Genomic DNA, 17,629 nt, shown 5'->3' with positions numbered 1-17,629 from the left:
TTAGGAGCGTACGACAACGATGGCTAAACAAGCAGTATTATTTGATCTTGATGATACCCTGTTGTGGGATGACCGCAGTGTAAAGGAAGCTTTCGAAGCGACATGCCAAGCAGCAGCTGCCGCAACTGGTGTTGATCCAGAGGCGCTCGAGGAAGCGGTTCGCCGTGAAGCGAGAGCTCTGTATGAGTCCTATGAAACGTACTCTTTCACGAAAATGATCGGAATTAACCCGTTCGAAGGATTGTGGGCTCCTTTCCTTGAAGGCGAGCAAGAGGAATTCCGTAAGCTTCAAGCTCTCGCACCAGGCTATCGCAAAGCAGCATGGACGCAAGGACTTAAAGCGCTAGGTGTTGTCGATGAGGAACTGGGGGCAAAACTGGCCGAGCAGTTTCCTGCTGAACGTCGCTCGCGTCCAATCGTCTATGACGAGACATTCCGTGTACTGGACGCTCTGAAGGGAAAGTACAAGCTGCTGCTTTTGACAAACGGATCGCCGGACTTGCAAAGAGAAAAGCTTGCAGGTGTACCGCAGCTAGTGCCATACTTTGATCATATTATTATTTCGGGCGAGTTCGGAGAAGGAAAACCGGCTGCTTCGATATTCAAGCATGCACTTGAACGTCTCGGCATTGAACCGGATCACGGCATCATGGTCGGGGATAAGCTGACAACGGATATACTCGGCGCAAATACGATCGGAATGACATCGGTTTGGCTCAATCGTCATGGAGCGGTTCGCAACGATGAAATCATCCCAACCTATGAAATTCAACATTTGGAAGAGCTCATGCAAATACTGGAAGCATAATTTTTGATTCACGAGCAACCAAAAAGCCCCTCGCTGACAGCGTTAGCTGCTACCGAGGGGCTTCCATTATTATTATTCGGAATTAAGCTTTGTTTGAAGAGAAGGATTCATCCGTATATGGGTGCGCAATCCAGCCTTCGGTTTCGATAAACAAACGAACAGCTACGATTTGACGGTTTTCCATCAGGGTGAAGAAGTGTGGTTTATATTCAGGTACGGAAATAACATCGCCTGCTTCGAGCTCAACATCGAAATAACCGACATCGTCAGTACCTTTTATAATGAAAATGCCGCGGCCAGCCGTAATGGCACGAACCTCATCTTCGGTATGCGTATGAACATTTTCGAATTTTTTCAGCAGCTCATCGAGGTTAGGAGTCGCATCGGACAACGCGATGATATCCCATGTTTGATAACCGCGGCGAGCAGCCAGATCACGAATTTCTTCGTCGAAGGTCGACAAAATTTGCGCTTTGTCTTCATCGGAAAGGACAAATTTTTGTTGAAGGTTTTCTGCTAATTTGCTAGGATCCCAGTGCTCGTAAAGCACCTCTTGCTGTTCTAGAAATGCACGGACGTTTTCTTCGCCTTGAATCCGTTGCTCTGTATTGCGAATTCTAATTTCAGCCATGAACATTCCCTCTTTTCCCATGGAAATTAAATGATATAATTATTATAAAGCAATTTATATTGATTGTCGATGGATGCACCTTTTAACTTAGTGTGTATTCTGATAAACTATTGGTTAATGATTTAGGGGGAAGGGTGTAGTAATTTGTCGAAACCGACCATACAACAAATGCTTCAAGAGCGTATACTCATATTGGACGGCGCAATGGGTACGATGATTCAGCAAGCAAACTTAAACGAGGATGATTTTGGCGGGGCAGAGCTGGACGGCTGCAATGAAATGCTCGTTCTGACGCGTCCTGACGTTATACAATCGATTCATGAACAATATCTGGAAGCTGGCGCGGATATTTTGGAGACGAATACGTTCGGAGCAACAAGCGTCGTGCTTGCCGATTACGATATTCCGGAAAAAGCGAGAGAAATAAACCTTGCCGCTGCCAAGCTTGCGCGTGATGCATGCGATAAATACAGCACACCTGACAAGCCTCGTTACGTTGCCGGAGCACTTGGTCCAACGACCAAAACGTTATCGGTTACCGGTGGCGTTACGTTCGACGAGCTGGTTGAAAGCTACTATGAGCAGGCACTTGCTTTGATCGAAGGCAACGTGGATGCTCTGCTCCTTGAAACATCTCAGGATACCCTGAATGTTAAAGCGGGCAGTATCGGTATTCGGAATGCGTTTGAGACACTGGGCCGGGAGCTTCCGATCATGATTTCCGGCACGATCGAGCCAATGGGTACAACGTTAGCAGGTCAAACGATTGAATCGTTCTACATTTCGCTCGAGCATTTGAAGCCGATTTCAATCGGTCTAAACTGCGCGACAGGTCCGGAGTTTATGCGTGACCATATCCGGACGCTAAGCGAAATCGCGAAATCAGCGATCAGCTGTTATCCGAATGCCGGCTTGCCGGACGAGAATGGCCATTACCATGAATCGCCGGAGTCGCTTGCTAAGAAAATGTCGGCGTTCGCGGAGCAAGGCTGGCTTAACATTGCCGGCGGCTGCTGTGGAACGACACCTGATCATATTCGTGTCATGGCCGAGACCATGGCTGCTTACGCGCCCCGCACAAAGTTAGGGGATCACCCTAATGCCGTATCCGGCATAGATACCGTATTTATTGAGCCGGATAACCGTCCGATCATGATCGGGGAACGTACGAACATTTCCGGTTCACGGAAGTTTAAACGTCTCTTGAAAGAAGAAAAGTACGATGAAGCATCGGAAATCGCCCGCGCACAAGTAAAGGGCGGCGCCCATGTTATTGATATTAACCTGCAGGACACGGATATTGATGAAGCGTATGCCGTTCATCAGTTTTTGCCGCAAGTCGTGAAGAAGATAAAAGCACCGCTAATGCTTGATTCGACGTATGATCATATTATTGAGCTAGGTCTAAAATATTCTCAAGGCAAAGCCATTATTAACTCGATCAACCTGGAGGATGGCGAATCGAAGTTTGAGAAAATAGTGCCATTGATCCATCGCTACGGCGCTGCCGTCGTCATGATATTGATTGATGAGAGAGGCCAGGCCGTTTCGCGCGAAGCGAAAATGGAAGTAGCAGAGCGTTCTTATAACCTCTTGGTTGATAAGTATGGAATGAATCCGGAAGACATCATTTTTGACCCGAATATGTTCCCGGTCGGATCAGGGGATCCGCAATATATCGGCTCGGCAGTTGAGACGCTTGAAGGTATCCGGATGATCAAGGAAAAGTTCCCGCTGGCCAAAACGATTTTGGGACTCAGCAATATTTCCTTTGGCTTGCCGGATGCCGGGCGCGAGGTGCTAAATTCGGTTTACCTGTATCATGCTACAAAAGCGGGACTTGACTATGCGATCGTAAACACGGAAAAGCTGGAGCGCTATGCTTCCATTCCGGAAGAAGAGCGACGTTTGGCCGAAGAACTTATTTACAATACGAACGATGAGACGCTTGCTGAATTTGTCGCTGCTTTCCGGAATAAGAAGGTTGAGAAGAAAGAAAAAATTTCAAACCTGTCTCTAGAGGAGCGGCTAGGCTCTTACGTGGTGGAGGGGACGAAGGAAGGCCTCATTCCCGACTTGGATGAAGCGCTCAAAAAGTATTCGGCCATGGAGGTCATTAACGGTCCGCTTATGCGCGGAATGGAGGAAGTCGGCCGCTTATTCAATGGTAATGAATTGATCGTAGCGGAGGTGCTGCAAAGTGCTGAAGTTATGAAAGCATCCGTTAATTATTTAGAAGCGTTTATGGAGAAAAACGAGTCCTCCGTTAAAGGTAAAATAATTTTGGCTACCGTAAAGGGCGATGTTCATGACATCGGCAAAAATTTAGTTGAAATCATTTTATCCAATAACGGTTACAAAATTATCAACTTAGGCATTAAAGTACCGCCGGAGCAGCTTATTGAAGCTTACCGCAAGGAGAAGGTCGATGCGATCGGCTTGTCAGGCTTGCTCGTTAAATCTGCGCAGCAAATGGTTATTACGGCGCAGGATTTGCGCAATGCTGGTATCGACGCGCCAATACTTGTCGGCGGAGCGGCGCTTACGCGTAAATTTACGAAAACGAGAATCGGTCCTGAATATGACGGCCTTGTCCTTTATGCGAAGGACGCGATGGATGGACTCGACATTGCCAACAAGCTGATGGATCCTGGGCATCGTCTGCGGATGGAAGAGGAAATGGCGGCGTATAAAGCGTCTGGCGGAGCGGAAGAGGAAGAGAAGAAGCAGCTACCGCAGCTGACACGCGCTGTTCGTTCGAATATTTCTCCTGATGCGCCTGTGTTTGCTCCACCGGATCTGGATCGCCATGTATTGCGTGATGTACCGATTCCACACATAATTCCGTATGTGAATATGCAAATGCTGCTCGGTCATCACCTTGGCTTGAAGGGCAATGTGGATAGCTTGCTTCAGGAAGGCAATGAGAAAGCCGTAAATTTGAAAGCGACCGTAGACGAAATATTGCAAAAGGGAAGCGCCGAAAGTTTTATTCGCGCCCACGGCATGTACCGGTTTTTCCCCGCGCAGTCTTCCGGAAACGATGTTATTGTTTATAATCCTGAAAATCCGGCGCAGGAGCTTAAACGGTTCACATTCCCGCGTCAGCAGGTTGAGCCTTATCTGTGTCTGGCTGATTTCTTGAAATCGGTGGAAAGCGGCGTAATGGATTACGTTGGCTTCCTCGTCGTAACAGCCGGTCATGGCATTCGTGATCTTGCGAACGAGTGGAAGGATAGCGGTGACTATTTGCGGTCGCATGCCTTGCAGTCGGTAGCACTTGAGGTTGCTGAGGGACTAGCCGAACGCGTCCATCATATGATGCGCGACTTCTGCGGTTATCCGGATCCTGCGGAAATGACGATGAAGCAGCGTCTCGGCGCACGTTATCAAGGTATTCGAGTATCGTTTGGCTACCCTGCTTGTCCAAACCTGGAGGATCAGGAGCCGCTGTTCGATTTGATGAAGCCGGAGGATATCGGCGTGGAGCTGACGGAAGGCTGCATGATGGAGCCGGAAGCGTCCGTATCCGCGATGGTATTCGCACATCCGGAAGCGCAATATTTTAACGTGGAGAAAGTGTAGTTCATAGATAAACAGGAATGAGAGCCCTCCGGCGTTCGGTTATCCGAGCTAGAGAGGGCTCTTCATTTCATAAATAAAGCCAGCCAGCAAAGCAGATGCTAGAGAGCGAGGTGGTCGCGATTATGAACATGTGGTTTTTAGGTACGGGGGCAGGAAGGCCCTTTAAGCATCGAAATGTAACCGCTATTGCTCTGCAGCTTCCGGAGCCGGGCTGCAATTGGTGGCTGTTTGATGCTGGTGAAGCAACGCAGCATCAGGTATTGCGAACACCGCTGAAGCTTAACAAGCTGGAGGCTGTTTTTATTACACATCTGCATGGCGATCATTTTTATGGGCTTCCCGGCTTGTTGAGCAGCCGTTCCTTCGACGGCGGTGTTACACCTGTACAGCTTTTTGGGCCTCCCGGGCTGAAGTCGTATATTGATACAGTGTTTGCTTTAAGCGGAACACAGCTGGACTACGAACTGAATATTAGCGAGATAGCGGTTGATGAAGGTATTATTTTGAACGATGAACGTTTTACGGTAGAGGCGGGCTTGCTAGAACATCGCGTACCTTGCTTCGGCTATCGGATTACGGAGCATGATCAGCCTGGCAAGCTGCTCGTTCATAAGCTGCAGGAGCTGGGCATCGAGGCAGGCCCGATATACGGGCAATTAAAGCAAGGACAAACGGTAACGCTGCCGGATGGGAAGGTGGTGCGTTCAGAGGATGTTACCGGTACTTCTCAGCGCGGCAGAGTCGTGACGGTGCTCGGCGACACGAAGCCTTGCGGGCGTGCTTTGAAGCTGGCCGCAGACGCAGACCTGCTCGTACATGAAGCTACCTTCGCTGCGGGCATGGAGGAGAAGGCGCATGAATTCGGACACAGCACAACGGCAGAGGCAGCGGAGACGGCTGCGCGGGCGAAAGCGAAGCGGCTAGTAATGACACATTTCAGCGGCCGATACAGCAATGAGGATTTGAGTCGTTTAGAGGAGGAAGCTTCCGTAAAGTTTGGCGCTGTGACAGCGGCAACTGATCTCTATATGACGGAGATAAAACGATAATGATCGTACAATAGAGAAAACGCGGGGGATGCCCCGCGTTTTTCTTTTGAAGGCGGCTTCAGCGGCTAACGCTTATCTCCTAAAATTAAAATTGCAGTACGAACATGTATTCTGTAAAATAAAAAGAAACATTGATGGGATGAGGAGTGGGACGGTCATGAACCGCTTTACGGGCAAAACCTCCGGCTTGGAGGAGTGGTTGGAGCATGTGCGTCAAAATACCGAGATCATGGACAATGTGACCCACTGGCGAACCATTGCTCCGCGTGAGGCGCGTACCGCACCGCTGCCGGATGGACTGCATCATGCATGGAAGGAAGCGCTGCGTTCCCGCGGAATCAGCGAATTATATACGCATCAAGCGGAAGCATACCGGGCGGCGCGGGCTGGGAATCATGTCGTTGCCGTGACGCCGACCGCTTCGGGGAAGACGCTTTGTTACAACCTCCCGGTTATGCAATCACTGTTAGAAAACGAAGAGGGCAGAGCTCTATACTTGTTTCCAACTAAGGCGCTGGCGCAGGATCAGGTTGCAGAATTGCAAGCATTGGCTGATCTTATGGACGTCGGCATTAAGACGCATACCTATGATGGCGACACGCCGCCTACGGTAAGAACGGCGATCAGAAATGCGGGCCACATCGTTGTGACCAATCCGGACATGCTGCATTCGGCTATACTGCCGCATCATACAAAATGGGTGAAGCTGTTCGAAAATATTAAATACATCGTCATTGACGAGGTTCATGCTTATAGAGGGGTCTTTGGAAGCCACGTCGCGAATGTTATTCGGCGATTAAAGCGGATTTGCCGGTTTTATGGGTCGAGGCCGCAATTTATATGTGCATCAGCAACGATTGATAATCCTCAGGAGCATGCGGAACGTTTAATAGGGGAGAAAGTATCTTTAGTAGATAACAACGGCGCTCCTATGGGGGAGAAGCATTTTGTGTTTTACAACCCCCCTGTCGTCAACCGACAGCTTGGCATACGCCGGAGCAGCGTTCTGGAGACGCGTAAACTAGCAGGCTTGCTCTTAAAGCAAGGCGTACAGACAATCGTATTCGCACGCAGCCGCGTTAGGGTCGAGCTGCTGCTGACTTACTTGCAGGAACTCATCCGGGATAAAGTGAATGATAAGTCGATTCGCGGCTATCGAGGCGGTTATTTACCGAAGCTTCGCAGAGAGATCGAACGCGGCTTGCGATCAGGAGAAATTAGAGGTGTGGTAAGCACGAATGCGCTCGAACTGGGTATTGATATCGGGCAGCTTCAAGCTTGTGTACTAAATGGATATCCCGGCACAATTGCGAGTACCTGGCAGCAATCAGGCCGCGCAGGCAGACGGCAAGAAAGCTCGGTAACGTTTATGGTAGCGAGCAGCAATCCTCTTGATCAGTACATGATTCAAAATCCGGACTTTTTCTTTAATAGACCGCCTGAGAGGGCACTCATTCATCCTGACAATTTACTCGTTTTAATCGATCATGTAAAATGTGCCGCATACGAATTGCCCTTCGAGGCGGGGGAGCAGTTTGGGTCCGAATCGCTTGAGGACATGATGGAGTTTCTCGTAGAGGAAAAGGTGCTGCACAAAGCGGGCGGCCGCTGGTTTTGGATGGAGCAGTCGTTTCCGGCTCACAATATCTCCTTGCGCACAGCAGCGCAAGAAAATTTCATTATCATTGATAATACAAACGGCAGCCGCGTCCTAGGCGAGGTTGATCGCTTCAGCGCGCCAACGCTTATCCATGAGGAAGCCATCTATATTCATGAAGGTGTGCAATACCAGGTCGAGAAGCTGGATTATCCGGAGAAAAAAGCGTATGTGCGAGAGGTTAATGTCGATTATTATACGGACGCGAACTTGGCTGTTGAGCTCAAGGTGCTGCATGTTGACAAAGAGCGCGAGTCTGGCGATCTTGTAAGGCAATATGGCGAGCTTACTGTCAACGCAAAGCCAACGATTTTCAAAAAAATAAAGCTGCGCACGCATGAAAACATCGGCTCCGGTCCTATCCATTTGCCGGAAGAGGAGCTGCATACGAGCGGTTACTGGTTTTCGTTCAGTGAAGAAGCGGCTGCCCGTAAAAGCAAAAATGAGATGCAATTCGCGCTGCTCGGCATTGCTAACGTACTCGTACACATTGCGCCGCTATACCTCATGTGTGATCCATTTGATATCCGGGTCGTACCGCAGGTGAAGGCTGTGCATACTCAGAAGCCGACCATTTATTTCTATGACCGGTATCCTGGCGGAATTGGGCTTAGCGAACGCTTGTTCGAGGTGCATGATGAGCTCATTCGCCAAGCTAAGTCGCTAATCAGATCCTGCACATGCTTAAGCGGTTGTCCGGCATGCGTTGGTCCTATTGAAGAAGTGGGGCTGCTCGGTAAGCAGCAAGCGCTGGAGCTTCTAAACGAAGCGGAGGGTAAGACGCGATGAGCGGATTGCGCGACAGAATGAATCGTTTGCGGGGGGACCGCTCTGAACAAGAGCTGAAGTCTGCTCCAGTTGCTCCGCCATTAGATGAATTGGATGAGCCGAAACATGATGCTCCGTCCTTATCGGTTGAAGAAGAAACGGAATGGCTTTCCCCCGTGTGGGAGTCGTTCGGCGTTATTCTGTACAAAAACGACATTGGCAGCTTCTTATTGCGGAAAATCGTATATCCGGCAACTTTTTCCCATGGACTGCATGCAATCGAAGAGCTGCGAGACGCGGTACCCGGTCTGTCCGCATTCCACCCGACGCGCAGCATGTCTGCAGACAAGGTGTTATTTCTGGATTTAGAAACGACGGGTTTAGGGGTCGGCGCCGGGAACGTTCCTTTTATGGTCGGCATAGGATATATGTCGAATGAACATTTTGTTGTCGAGCAGACATTGATCAGACATCCTGCCGAGGAAAGAGCAATGCTCGCATACTTAGCGGAGAAGCTTCAACATTATACTTTTCTTGCTACGTATAACGGCAAGACGTTTGATTGGCCTCTAGTTCAAAATCGATTCATTATGAACGGATTTGGACGTAACATTTGGGAGCCGCAACATCTCGATTTTTTGCATCCTGCCCGGTCGGTTTGGAGAAACACGCTTATATCATGCAAACTGAGCCACGTCGAAGAAGAAAGGCTGGGCATTCATCGAAAGGATGATGTTCCGGGTTCGTTAGCCCCTCAGCTTTATTTTCAATTTTTAGCCGATGGTGATCCAGCTCCGCTTGAAGGCGTATTTCGTCATAATGAAACGGATATGCTCTCACTCGCTTGCTTAGCTATCCGTTTTGGTCATTTGTTAAATGAAAACATTCATGAATATATTCCTTTGCCCATAGAGCCGGAGGAGATGGTTCGAACAGGGCTCTGGCTGGAACGAATGGGGAAAATCACGCTTACCGAGCAAATGTTCGAGATGGTCATGCGTGCGGATCAAGCCAATCCATCTACGCTTTTGATGCTTGCTTCACGGGACAAGAAGGCTGGAAATTGGGGGCGCGCTGTGTTATTGTGGCAGAAGGTCATTATTCATTCATCCACGCAATACGGGTCGGCTGCTCAAGAAGCTAACGTAGAGCTGGCCATGTATTATGAACATAAGGTGAAGGATTACGAGTCCGCTTTGGGACACGCAAATCATGCTTTTGAGTATGCTTTAAATCAATCTATGCTGCTGCGTCGCGATACGAAGAAACGGGCTGAGCTCGAGTCGTTGCGGAACCGGGTAGCCCGGCTGCGCCGTAAGGCGGAAAAGCAACTTCGATGAATAAGCAGCATTAAACGATATGACAGGAAGCGTAAGCAGACAGTTATAGATAACGAAGCTGAGCCGCTTTGAGAAGGCATCAGCCTTTGTTGCTTGGGAGGTATACAGCTATGACCGATAGACTGCCTGAAATGCGCGGTTTACTCATTGATCTTGACGGTACGTTATACCATGGTACGCATCTAATTGATGGTGCCGATATGCTTATTTCTTATTTGCGTGATATAAAGCTTCCCTTTCGTTATGTAACGAACAATTCATCTGCATCACCGCAAGAAGTGGCTGATCGGTTATTGAAAATGGGAATACCGGCCACAGCGGATGATGTTTGCACATCTGCGCAAGCGGCCGCAGAGTACATTGCTGACAACTATCCTGGCGCTTCTGTATTTGTGGTAGGTGAAACAGGGCTAAGGAGCGCTGTTCAAGAAGCGGGCTTATTACTGACGGAGGAGCAGCCGGATTTTGTGCTCCAAGGCATTGACAGAACGTTCACTTATGAACGATTAACGAAGGCGGTCCGCTTTATTCATGGGGGAGCACAATTTATATTGACTAACCCTGATTTGCTGCTGCCTTCAGGTGACGGACTTATTCCTGGCGCGGGATCGATTGGTGCAATGCTAAAAGCGGCAGGCGGCAAGGAGCCTGTGCTTATCGGAAAGCCTTCGCCAATTTTGATGAACTACTCGTTGCGAAGAATCGGACTTCCGGCTAATGCAACGTGGGTAATCGGCGATAATATGGCAACGGACATCGCTTTCGGCAGGGCTGCCGGATGCGGGACGCTGCTTGTGCTGACCGGGCTTACGACAGCTCAAAATATCGATTATTATATGGAACAGGCCGGCTGTAAGCCGGATATCGTTTGCAATCATTTAGAAGAGCTTCGTTCGTATATTTCCGATCATAGAAGGAAATAAGAGAAACAAAACGAAGGCCATGGGAAGGAAGCGAGCTTTGATGCAGGAACTGCCGGAGTTAGATATATACAGGGCTTTGTTGGCGGAGCAATTCGCAGGAGTCCGAATTACCGGTATTGAAGTGAAAAATTCGAAAACGTTTCAAGTAAGTCCTGAACGGCTGGAACATGACGTAGCAGGAAAGGCTGTCTGGTTCGTAGAACGACGCGGCAAGCAGTTGTTATTCCATTTGGATAACGGAAAGCGTCTAATGCTGCATATGGCTCAAGGCGCTTATTTGTATAAAGGCAGCGATGTCGATCAACCAAAACGACCGGCACAATTAATTATTCGATTCTCTGATCAAGCGTTATATTGTATTGGACTACGTGCAGACGATATGCAGCTGTTGTCTGTTAAGGAAGTCGAAGAGAAATTGGGTCGTTTAGGACCGGACCCTTTTGAAAAATGGCTAACGGTAGATCGTTTCATTGACCGGTTTGCAAAAAAACGAGGCACTCTAAAAGCGGCGCTTATTGATCAAAATATCATTTCGGGTATTGGAAGCGTCTACGCAGATGAGATCTGCTTCGATGCAGAAGTGCGGCCCGATGCAAAAATTCCCGTTCTTGAACGCGAGACATGGGAACGACTTTATGTTTCTACGCATAAAGTGCTAAAGGAAGCGATTTCAAAAGGTGGAGCGGGCGAGCAGCCTTTTGCCGAAGACGATAGCTTAACAGGCGGATATCTTGCGCATTTTAAAGTCTATAACCGTGAAGGTCAGTCATGCCCAAGATGCGGCGCAACGATTGTGAGGATGGACGTATCTACTCGAAAAGCTTACGTTTGCCTGAGCTGCCAGAAGGATCAATGAATAAGCAAGCATTGAATCTATGTGTGGATGGGGGATTCATTGATGATTCATGTTTATTTAGATGATTACCGTGCATGTCCAAAGGGATTCGTATTAGCAAGCAATGCCGAAGAGTGCAAGCAGCTGCTGGACCTTGAAACGGTTGGCATTCTATCGCTTGACTACGATCTAGGCTGGGCACAGCCTACAGGCTACGAAGTGGTACGTCATATCGTTGAGTCCGGTCGTTACCCCGAACACATTTATCTGCACACATCCAGTGCAGCTGGACGCATGCAAATGTACCACATGCTTTCGACGAATGCGCCTACGAATATCCAGCTTCATAATGGACCTATGCCGGACGCGTTATTAAAGGAAATAGCTGATGAATAATTTTCTCCCAAACCCTCAAGGGCTTCTACACCCAAGCCCTAAAGGGCTTAACACCTAAACCCTGAAGGGCTTTCGAACCCACCCAAACCCTCCCTTCCAAGGGAGGGCCCCAAGGGTTGCACCCTCTGGACACCTGCAATTGGACTAACGTGAGAGGTGGACAGTTGCTCGCGGGTCGGGTTAGAGCGTTGAACGCTTTCGTCCCTGGGGGACACGCTTGCATGGGACGGGCTAGGGTTACCTGGAAATCAATGAATCGAATAACGATTTAGTGACTGAGAAGGAAATCAGAAGGTTATGTGTAGGATCGCTTTCGTCCCTATGGGACACGCTTGAAGTCGCGGGGAGAAAATTAGTTATATTTGGTGAAACTAATTGGAGCAATTTATAAAGACAAGCCTAGAAGTATTAAATCATGAAAATAATGGCTATTCTAGACACATTCGTTTGAAGTAATTTGATTAGTTTCTCGCAATGACACTGTCTCGGCTATAATTCAATAAAAGAATAAAATAAGTATAATAAATGAAATTAACATGACTTTTGCAGTTCGTAAGTTTAATTGGGTAGTGTAAGAATCTATGCTTAAATAAACCAGCCACCAGTGTATGAGCTCGGGAGGCAATTAAGTGGAAATAAGAGTTGCAAAGAGGCACCGCTATCCGTAGATCATGATTTGCGGATGTGGACATAACATTCGCTATTTGTGTGTACGAGGCATAAAATACAAACTGTGCGGACATAGGATCTCCTATACGTCTTTAAATATATTTAAAATAACTGTTTTACGGCAAATAACGGATTCCATGTCCGCAAGTACCTAAAAAAGGGAAAAAACGGATAAATAACGGATTCCATGTCCGCAAGTACCTCGAAAGAGGCGCTAGACATGGACATTGATCCGTTTCGATACTGTTTTTACAGCCGAGACTTATTAGTAATTATCTCTAATTAATATAAAGCGTGTCCCGCAAAGCGCACCAACAGTGAAGCGTGTCCCATAGGACTAAAGCGTTCCACGCTCAAACTACACACACGAACACGCAGACTCTCCCACGTTAGTCCAATTGCGGGTGTCCAGAGGGTGCGACCCTCGGGGCCCTCCCTTGGAAGGGAGGGTTTGGGTGGGTTCGAAAGCCTTTCAGGGTTTGGGTGTAAAAGCCCTTCAGGGTCTGGGTGTTAAACTCCCTTTAAGGGCCGGGGTAATAAACGACGAAAGAGGCATATAAAAGTGAGTCAATGGATCGGAACAGCGAATCAAAGTTATGCATCCTATGCAATGGAAGAGCTTCGGAGACTCATAGAAGGTGCGGCCTTCACTCAGCTTGCAGCTGGTGAGGTGTTTTTGATGAACAGCCCGCAGAGCCGTGAAACGACGCTGCAAGCGATTCATCAGCAGGAGCCGATATTTTTGCGGCATGTGCAGCCGGTTGACAGAACCATTGAAATTGCCGGAAATGCCAATGATTTAGAGCAATTGTCGGATATGGTTCGTCATGCCGTACTTACATTTGTGAATAGACGGACAGCGGTTCATATTAGACGCACTTCGAATACAGCCTATCTCTATTCGGCCGCAGATACGAAAGCGGTACTAGATGCGGTGTTGGAAGAGATTGGCGCTGAGCCGGTCGTGCAGCAGCCGGAAATCATTATCGCCATTTATGCAGCGGTGAACGAATTGTACATTGGATTTGGTACGCCATCGGACATGCTGTCTGATTGGCCGGGAGGCGCGGTTCGGTTCCAGCGTGAGGAGGGTCAGGTTTCTCGTGCTAAATTCAAGCTGCTGGAAGCCGAACGTGAATTCGGGCTTAATTATGCCAAATACCAGAAAGCGCTTGATGTTGGCGCGGCGCCTGGAGGCTGGACGTCGCTGCTGCTTGAGCGGGGCTTGCGTGTAACAGCTGTCGATCCTGCGGATCTGCATCCTTCGTTATTGGAATATCCAACCCTGACCTATTTAAAGCGCAACGCTTCAGATGTGAAGTTTGATGCCGGTTCCTTTGACTTGCTTGTCTGCGATATGAGCTGGAGTCCGATGCTGATGTGCAAGCTTGTGCTTGACCTTGAGCCTGCATTGGCGAAGGGGGCTACCGCAATCATTACCGTCAAATTAATGCATCGCAAGCCTTTGCAAACGATCAGGGATGTCATCTCAAGATTGGAAACGGAGTTTGCGCTTCAAAAAGCGAAGCAATTATTCCACAATCGCGAAGAGATCACACTTTATTTGCAAAAAAAATAACGGAAGCCGCCCTTCGTCGAAGGGCGCACTTCAGCCGTTTACGCTTGGCAAAGGAGGCTATTGCTGGTGGCTGGTTTGAAAGCGCTTTATATGAATTTGCGAATTAAGCACAAAATGTTTGTGTTAATCTCGATCATTATGTTAGTCGTTGCAGTGCTTGGAATCGGTGTTCAGCAATATGCTTTTGACTTTTACGACCAAGAAATATATCAGCAATCTTCCAAAGCGCTCAGCTTGTCTTCGCTTAGCATCGAAAATGAGCTGAAGAAAATGGAGAAGCTCTCATTCATGATTGCGACGGACTCGACCATCCAGCACTATTTACGTTCGATCAAGAGCGGGTTGTCTGATTACGATAATTATGTGGTAAGAACGACGGTCCGCGAGCGGATGGTGAATATCGGAGCGCTTGATAAGTATGTGTTATCTTCACAGCTTTATGATGTGAACGATAATGAGTATGCCGTTGGAGCGAATTCGATCACGGTCAATCAAGACCGTTTAAATGAGTTTAAGCAATTAACGAGGGTCAATAAAGGCGGCAATACGTGGATTGCTCCCGACCTCAATGACAACTCACTAATTGCTGCGCGTGAGGTCCGCTCGTTCGAGCAGATCAACCTCGACTATATCGGAACTTTAGCGTTACGAATTGACATGAAGAAGCTGTTTAGCGACTTCGCCAAAGGAATGAACAGCAACGACGCTCAGCTTATTATCATGAAAAATAAAGAAGCGATCTATCCCGAGGCTTCTGAATTTCCGATCGATAGACTAGCTGCATTGTCTGGAGACGAGGGTTACAAGGTTATCCGTTCAAACGGGAAACAATATTTTGTTACTTATATTGCATCTACTAACACCGATTGGACTTACTTTACGCTAATTCCATTCGATGATATTTTTGACCGTATCGTTAAAGTTAAAAATACGATTGTTATTATTTTTGCCGTATTGTTCGTTGTCATCCTTCTCATCGCCATCTCTTTCGCGAACGGGATAACGGAGCCGATTGAACGGCTGAATACAAAAATGAAGCGGGTTCAGCTAGGTAATTTTGAATATACGGATGAGCCGAATGCACGGGCCCTGGCAATGGATGAAGCTGGGCAAATGCATCGTAATTTCCGCATTATGGTCGAGCGGATTAATGAGCTTATCCATGAAAACTATGTGAAGCAGCTCACGATTCGCGATACGGAGTTCAAAGCGCTGCAGGCTCAAATTAACCCGCACTTTTTGTACAATACGTTAGAATCGATCAATTGGTCAGCTAAGCTGAATAATCAAACGCATATTTCCCAAATGGTCGAAGCATTAGGCTCCTTACTTAGAACTTCGATTAATTTGAAGGAGCCGCTTATACCGCTCAGCAAAGAGCTCGACATCATTAGCCATTATGTGACGATTCAAAAATACCGGTTCGAGGAACGGCTCGACTTTCATGTCGATGTCCCCGATAAGCTGCTTTATTGCAGCATTCCGAAGCTTTCCTTGCAGCCGCTTGTCGAAAATGCGGTCAATTACGGACTTGAGCAAATGATTGACACCTGCACGATTCGAATTCATGCTTATGTAGAAGAAGCCCTTTTGTTCATATCCGTTGAGGATAACGGTCCTGGCATGGAGGAGCAGTTTGCTAAACTTTTAAGCGGCGAAGTGAAAACGAAAGGCTCAGGACTTGGTCTGAAAAATATCGAAGAACGCATTAAGCTTCTTTACGGTGAGGCATACGGGCTTATGGTGGAGAGTGAACCTAATGGAGGCACGAAGGTTACGATGATGCTGCCTTATGAAATGAGGGATTCCGATGTATAAAGTACTGCTGGTAGATGACGAGCGAATAATTGTTGAGGGCATATCGCGTACAGTTAATTGGAACGCCTTTCAAACCGAACTGATTGGAACGGCCCGAAATGGCATTGAAGCGGCGACGTTCATTGAAAGCCATATGCCTGACATTGTTATTTCCGATATTAAAATGCCGGGTATGGACGGATTGCAGCTTGTAGAGAAAATGTACGAGCAGTTTCCTCACATTGCTTTTATTCTCCTATCAGGGTTCAGCGAGTTTGATTATGCCCGTAAGGCAATGCAATATGGCGTAAAGCATTATTTATTGAAGCCCTGCAACGAGAACACCATTACGCAAGCCTTATCGGAAGTCATAGAAGATCTGGAGAAGCAGCAATCGCAAGAGAGCTTTATGGTGAACATTCAGAAGGAGTTATCCAAGGTTCTTCCCCATGCGAAGGAGCAGTTCCTGAAGGAGCTCGTTACGAACAAGACGTATGGTCAACGTGACTGGGACGATTATGGAAGATTGTTTCACATTACGGTAGAAAACGATAAGATACAGCTGCTTTTATTTCAAATAGAAGGAAAGTTTGAGTTCGAGCATATGTTTGCCATTAAAAACATCGCGCAGGATGTTCTAGGTGAATCAATCGTGCTTCTCAGCACAACGATCGGCAAGCACGTACTTCTGCTTATCAAGGTAACGGATGATGCGGAACCCTTATTTTCGCAGCTAAAAGAAATCAAGCAAACGTTCGCCTCTTATTACAAACTGGATACGACGGTTGCCGTTAGCGATGCCGGTCAAATTACCGACGCCCGTAAAATGTATCGTGAGACGTTGGAGTGCTTAAACTATCAATTTTATTTAGGCGAAGGCAGCATCATTACGAAGGACGATATCGAACGAACGGACGATGGTCTTCATAAGTCGTTCATCTATGACGAGGAACCGCTCTGCATGCATGTGAAGTCCGGCGACTGGTTGTTTGTGCAAGCGGAGTTGCAAAATTATTTCCAGATGCTTGCGGATAACAGAATGGATACGCATCTGTCCAAGTCTTATGTTATTCCTCTTTACGTGGCGATTGTGAGACAAGGGAAACCTGATGAAATCAACGATTATTTGAAAAAAATTGCAAGCTTCGATCAACTTTTCACACTGCGTGCAATCGAGCAATTCGTTACAGAAAATGCGGAACAAATATGTCTGAACAACTTCCAATCGCATACTAAAAAGCATTCCTTTATCATTCATAAAATGATTCTTGTTATCGAGGAGCATATTGCTAATCCTGAGCTTTCGCTTAATTGGGTAGCAAGCGAGATCTTGTATATGAACGCAGACTATTTAGGCAAGCTTTTCAAGAAAGAGACCGGAGATAAGTTTTCAAACTATGTCGTCCGGCTTAGGATGGAGAAAGCGATTGAGGAAATCGAAAAAACTGGCGATGTAAAAGTGTTCGAGCTTGCCGAAAAATTCGGATTTGGAGATAATCCGCAGTATTTCAGTCAAGTATTCAAAAAATATACGGGCTTTACGCCTTCCGAATACAAAAGGTCGCCATAAAAGGCGACCTCTGTTTTTTTAA

Annotated in this window: 12 protein-coding genes; 11 read left to right on the top strand and 1 reads right to left on the bottom strand. The window is 47.5% G+C overall.

Annotation, left to right across the window (positions count from 1 at the left end):
* The first annotated feature begins 19 nt into the window (after positions 1-19).
* Positions 20-808, top strand: coding sequence for an HAD family hydrolase (locus DFP97_RS02950; RefSeq protein ID WP_114378481.1), 789 nt, complete (start codon positions 20-22; stop codon positions 806-808).
* Positions 809-890: 82 nt separating this feature from the next.
* On the opposite strand, the gene DFP97_RS02945 is transcribed toward DFP97_RS02950, so the two are convergent.
* Positions 891-1,439, bottom strand: a complete 549-nt coding sequence (locus tag DFP97_RS02945) for a 1,2-dihydroxy-3-keto-5-methylthiopentene dioxygenase (protein WP_114378480.1) — start codon at positions 1,437-1,439, stop codon at positions 891-893.
* 144 nt (positions 1,440-1,583) lie between these two features.
* On the opposite strand from DFP97_RS02945, the gene metH reads away from it, so the two are divergent.
* The 10 genes from metH (at position 1,584) to DFP97_RS02895 (ending at position 17,607) form a co-directional block, all read left to right on the top strand.
* Positions 1,584-5,024 (top strand): methionine synthase, encoded by a 3,441-nt coding sequence (gene metH / locus DFP97_RS02940; RefSeq protein ID WP_114378479.1) that lies wholly within the window; start codon positions 1,584-1,586, stop codon positions 5,022-5,024.
* A 122-nt stretch (positions 5,025-5,146) separates the two neighbouring features.
* Positions 5,147-6,073, top strand: a complete 927-nt coding sequence (gene rnz / locus DFP97_RS02935; RefSeq protein ID WP_114378478.1) for a ribonuclease Z — start codon at positions 5,147-5,149, stop codon at positions 6,071-6,073.
* Between the two features lie 157 nt (positions 6,074-6,230).
* Entirely contained in the window at positions 6,231-8,519 is a 2,289-nt protein-coding gene (locus DFP97_RS02930; protein WP_114378477.1) for a DEAD/DEAH box helicase, read from the top strand.
* A complete protein-coding gene (locus DFP97_RS02925; protein ID WP_114378476.1) occupies positions 8,516-9,838 on the top strand; it encodes a ribonuclease H-like domain-containing protein in 1,323 nt (440 codons plus the stop codon). The genes DFP97_RS02930 and DFP97_RS02925 overlap by 4 nt, the downstream gene beginning before the upstream one ends.
* 110 nt (positions 9,839-9,948) lie before the next feature.
* Positions 9,949-10,761 carry a TIGR01457 family HAD-type hydrolase gene (locus DFP97_RS02920; RefSeq protein ID WP_181873339.1) on the top strand — a complete coding sequence of 271 codons (813 nt, stop codon included), beginning with the start codon at positions 9,949-9,951 and terminating at the stop codon, positions 10,759-10,761.
* Between the two features lie 40 nt (positions 10,762-10,801).
* Positions 10,802-11,617 carry an Fpg/Nei family DNA glycosylase gene (locus DFP97_RS02915; protein WP_114378475.1) on the top strand — a complete coding sequence of 272 codons (816 nt, stop codon included), beginning with the start codon at positions 10,802-10,804 and terminating at the stop codon, positions 11,615-11,617.
* Positions 11,618-11,659: 42 nt separating this feature from the next.
* On the top strand, positions 11,660-11,992 hold the full coding sequence (locus tag DFP97_RS02910) for a cyclic-phosphate processing receiver domain-containing protein (RefSeq protein ID WP_114378474.1): 333 nt from the start codon (positions 11,660-11,662) through the stop codon (positions 11,990-11,992).
* A 1,231-nt stretch (positions 11,993-13,223) separates the two neighbouring features.
* Positions 13,224-14,240: an SAM-dependent methyltransferase gene (locus tag DFP97_RS02905; RefSeq protein WP_181873338.1), complete on the top strand. Its 1,017-nt coding sequence runs from the start codon at positions 13,224-13,226 to the stop codon at positions 14,238-14,240.
* 66 nt (positions 14,241-14,306) lie between these two features.
* Complete coding sequence (locus DFP97_RS02900; protein WP_114378473.1) at positions 14,307-16,058, top strand: sensor histidine kinase; 1,752 nt, start codon at positions 14,307-14,309, stop codon at positions 16,056-16,058.
* A complete protein-coding gene (locus DFP97_RS02895; protein ID WP_114378472.1) occupies positions 16,051-17,607 on the top strand; it encodes a response regulator transcription factor in 1,557 nt (518 codons plus the stop codon). Before DFP97_RS02900 ends, DFP97_RS02895 begins: the two co-directional genes overlap by 8 nt.
* The last annotated feature ends 22 nt before the right edge of the window (positions 17,608-17,629 follow it).

The sequence above is a fragment of the Paenibacillus prosopidis genome (assembly GCF_003337375.1).
Lineage (GTDB): Bacteria > Bacillota > Bacilli > Paenibacillales > Paenibacillaceae > Pristimantibacillus > Pristimantibacillus prosopidis.
This window is presented reverse-complemented; position numbering and strand designations above follow the sequence as displayed.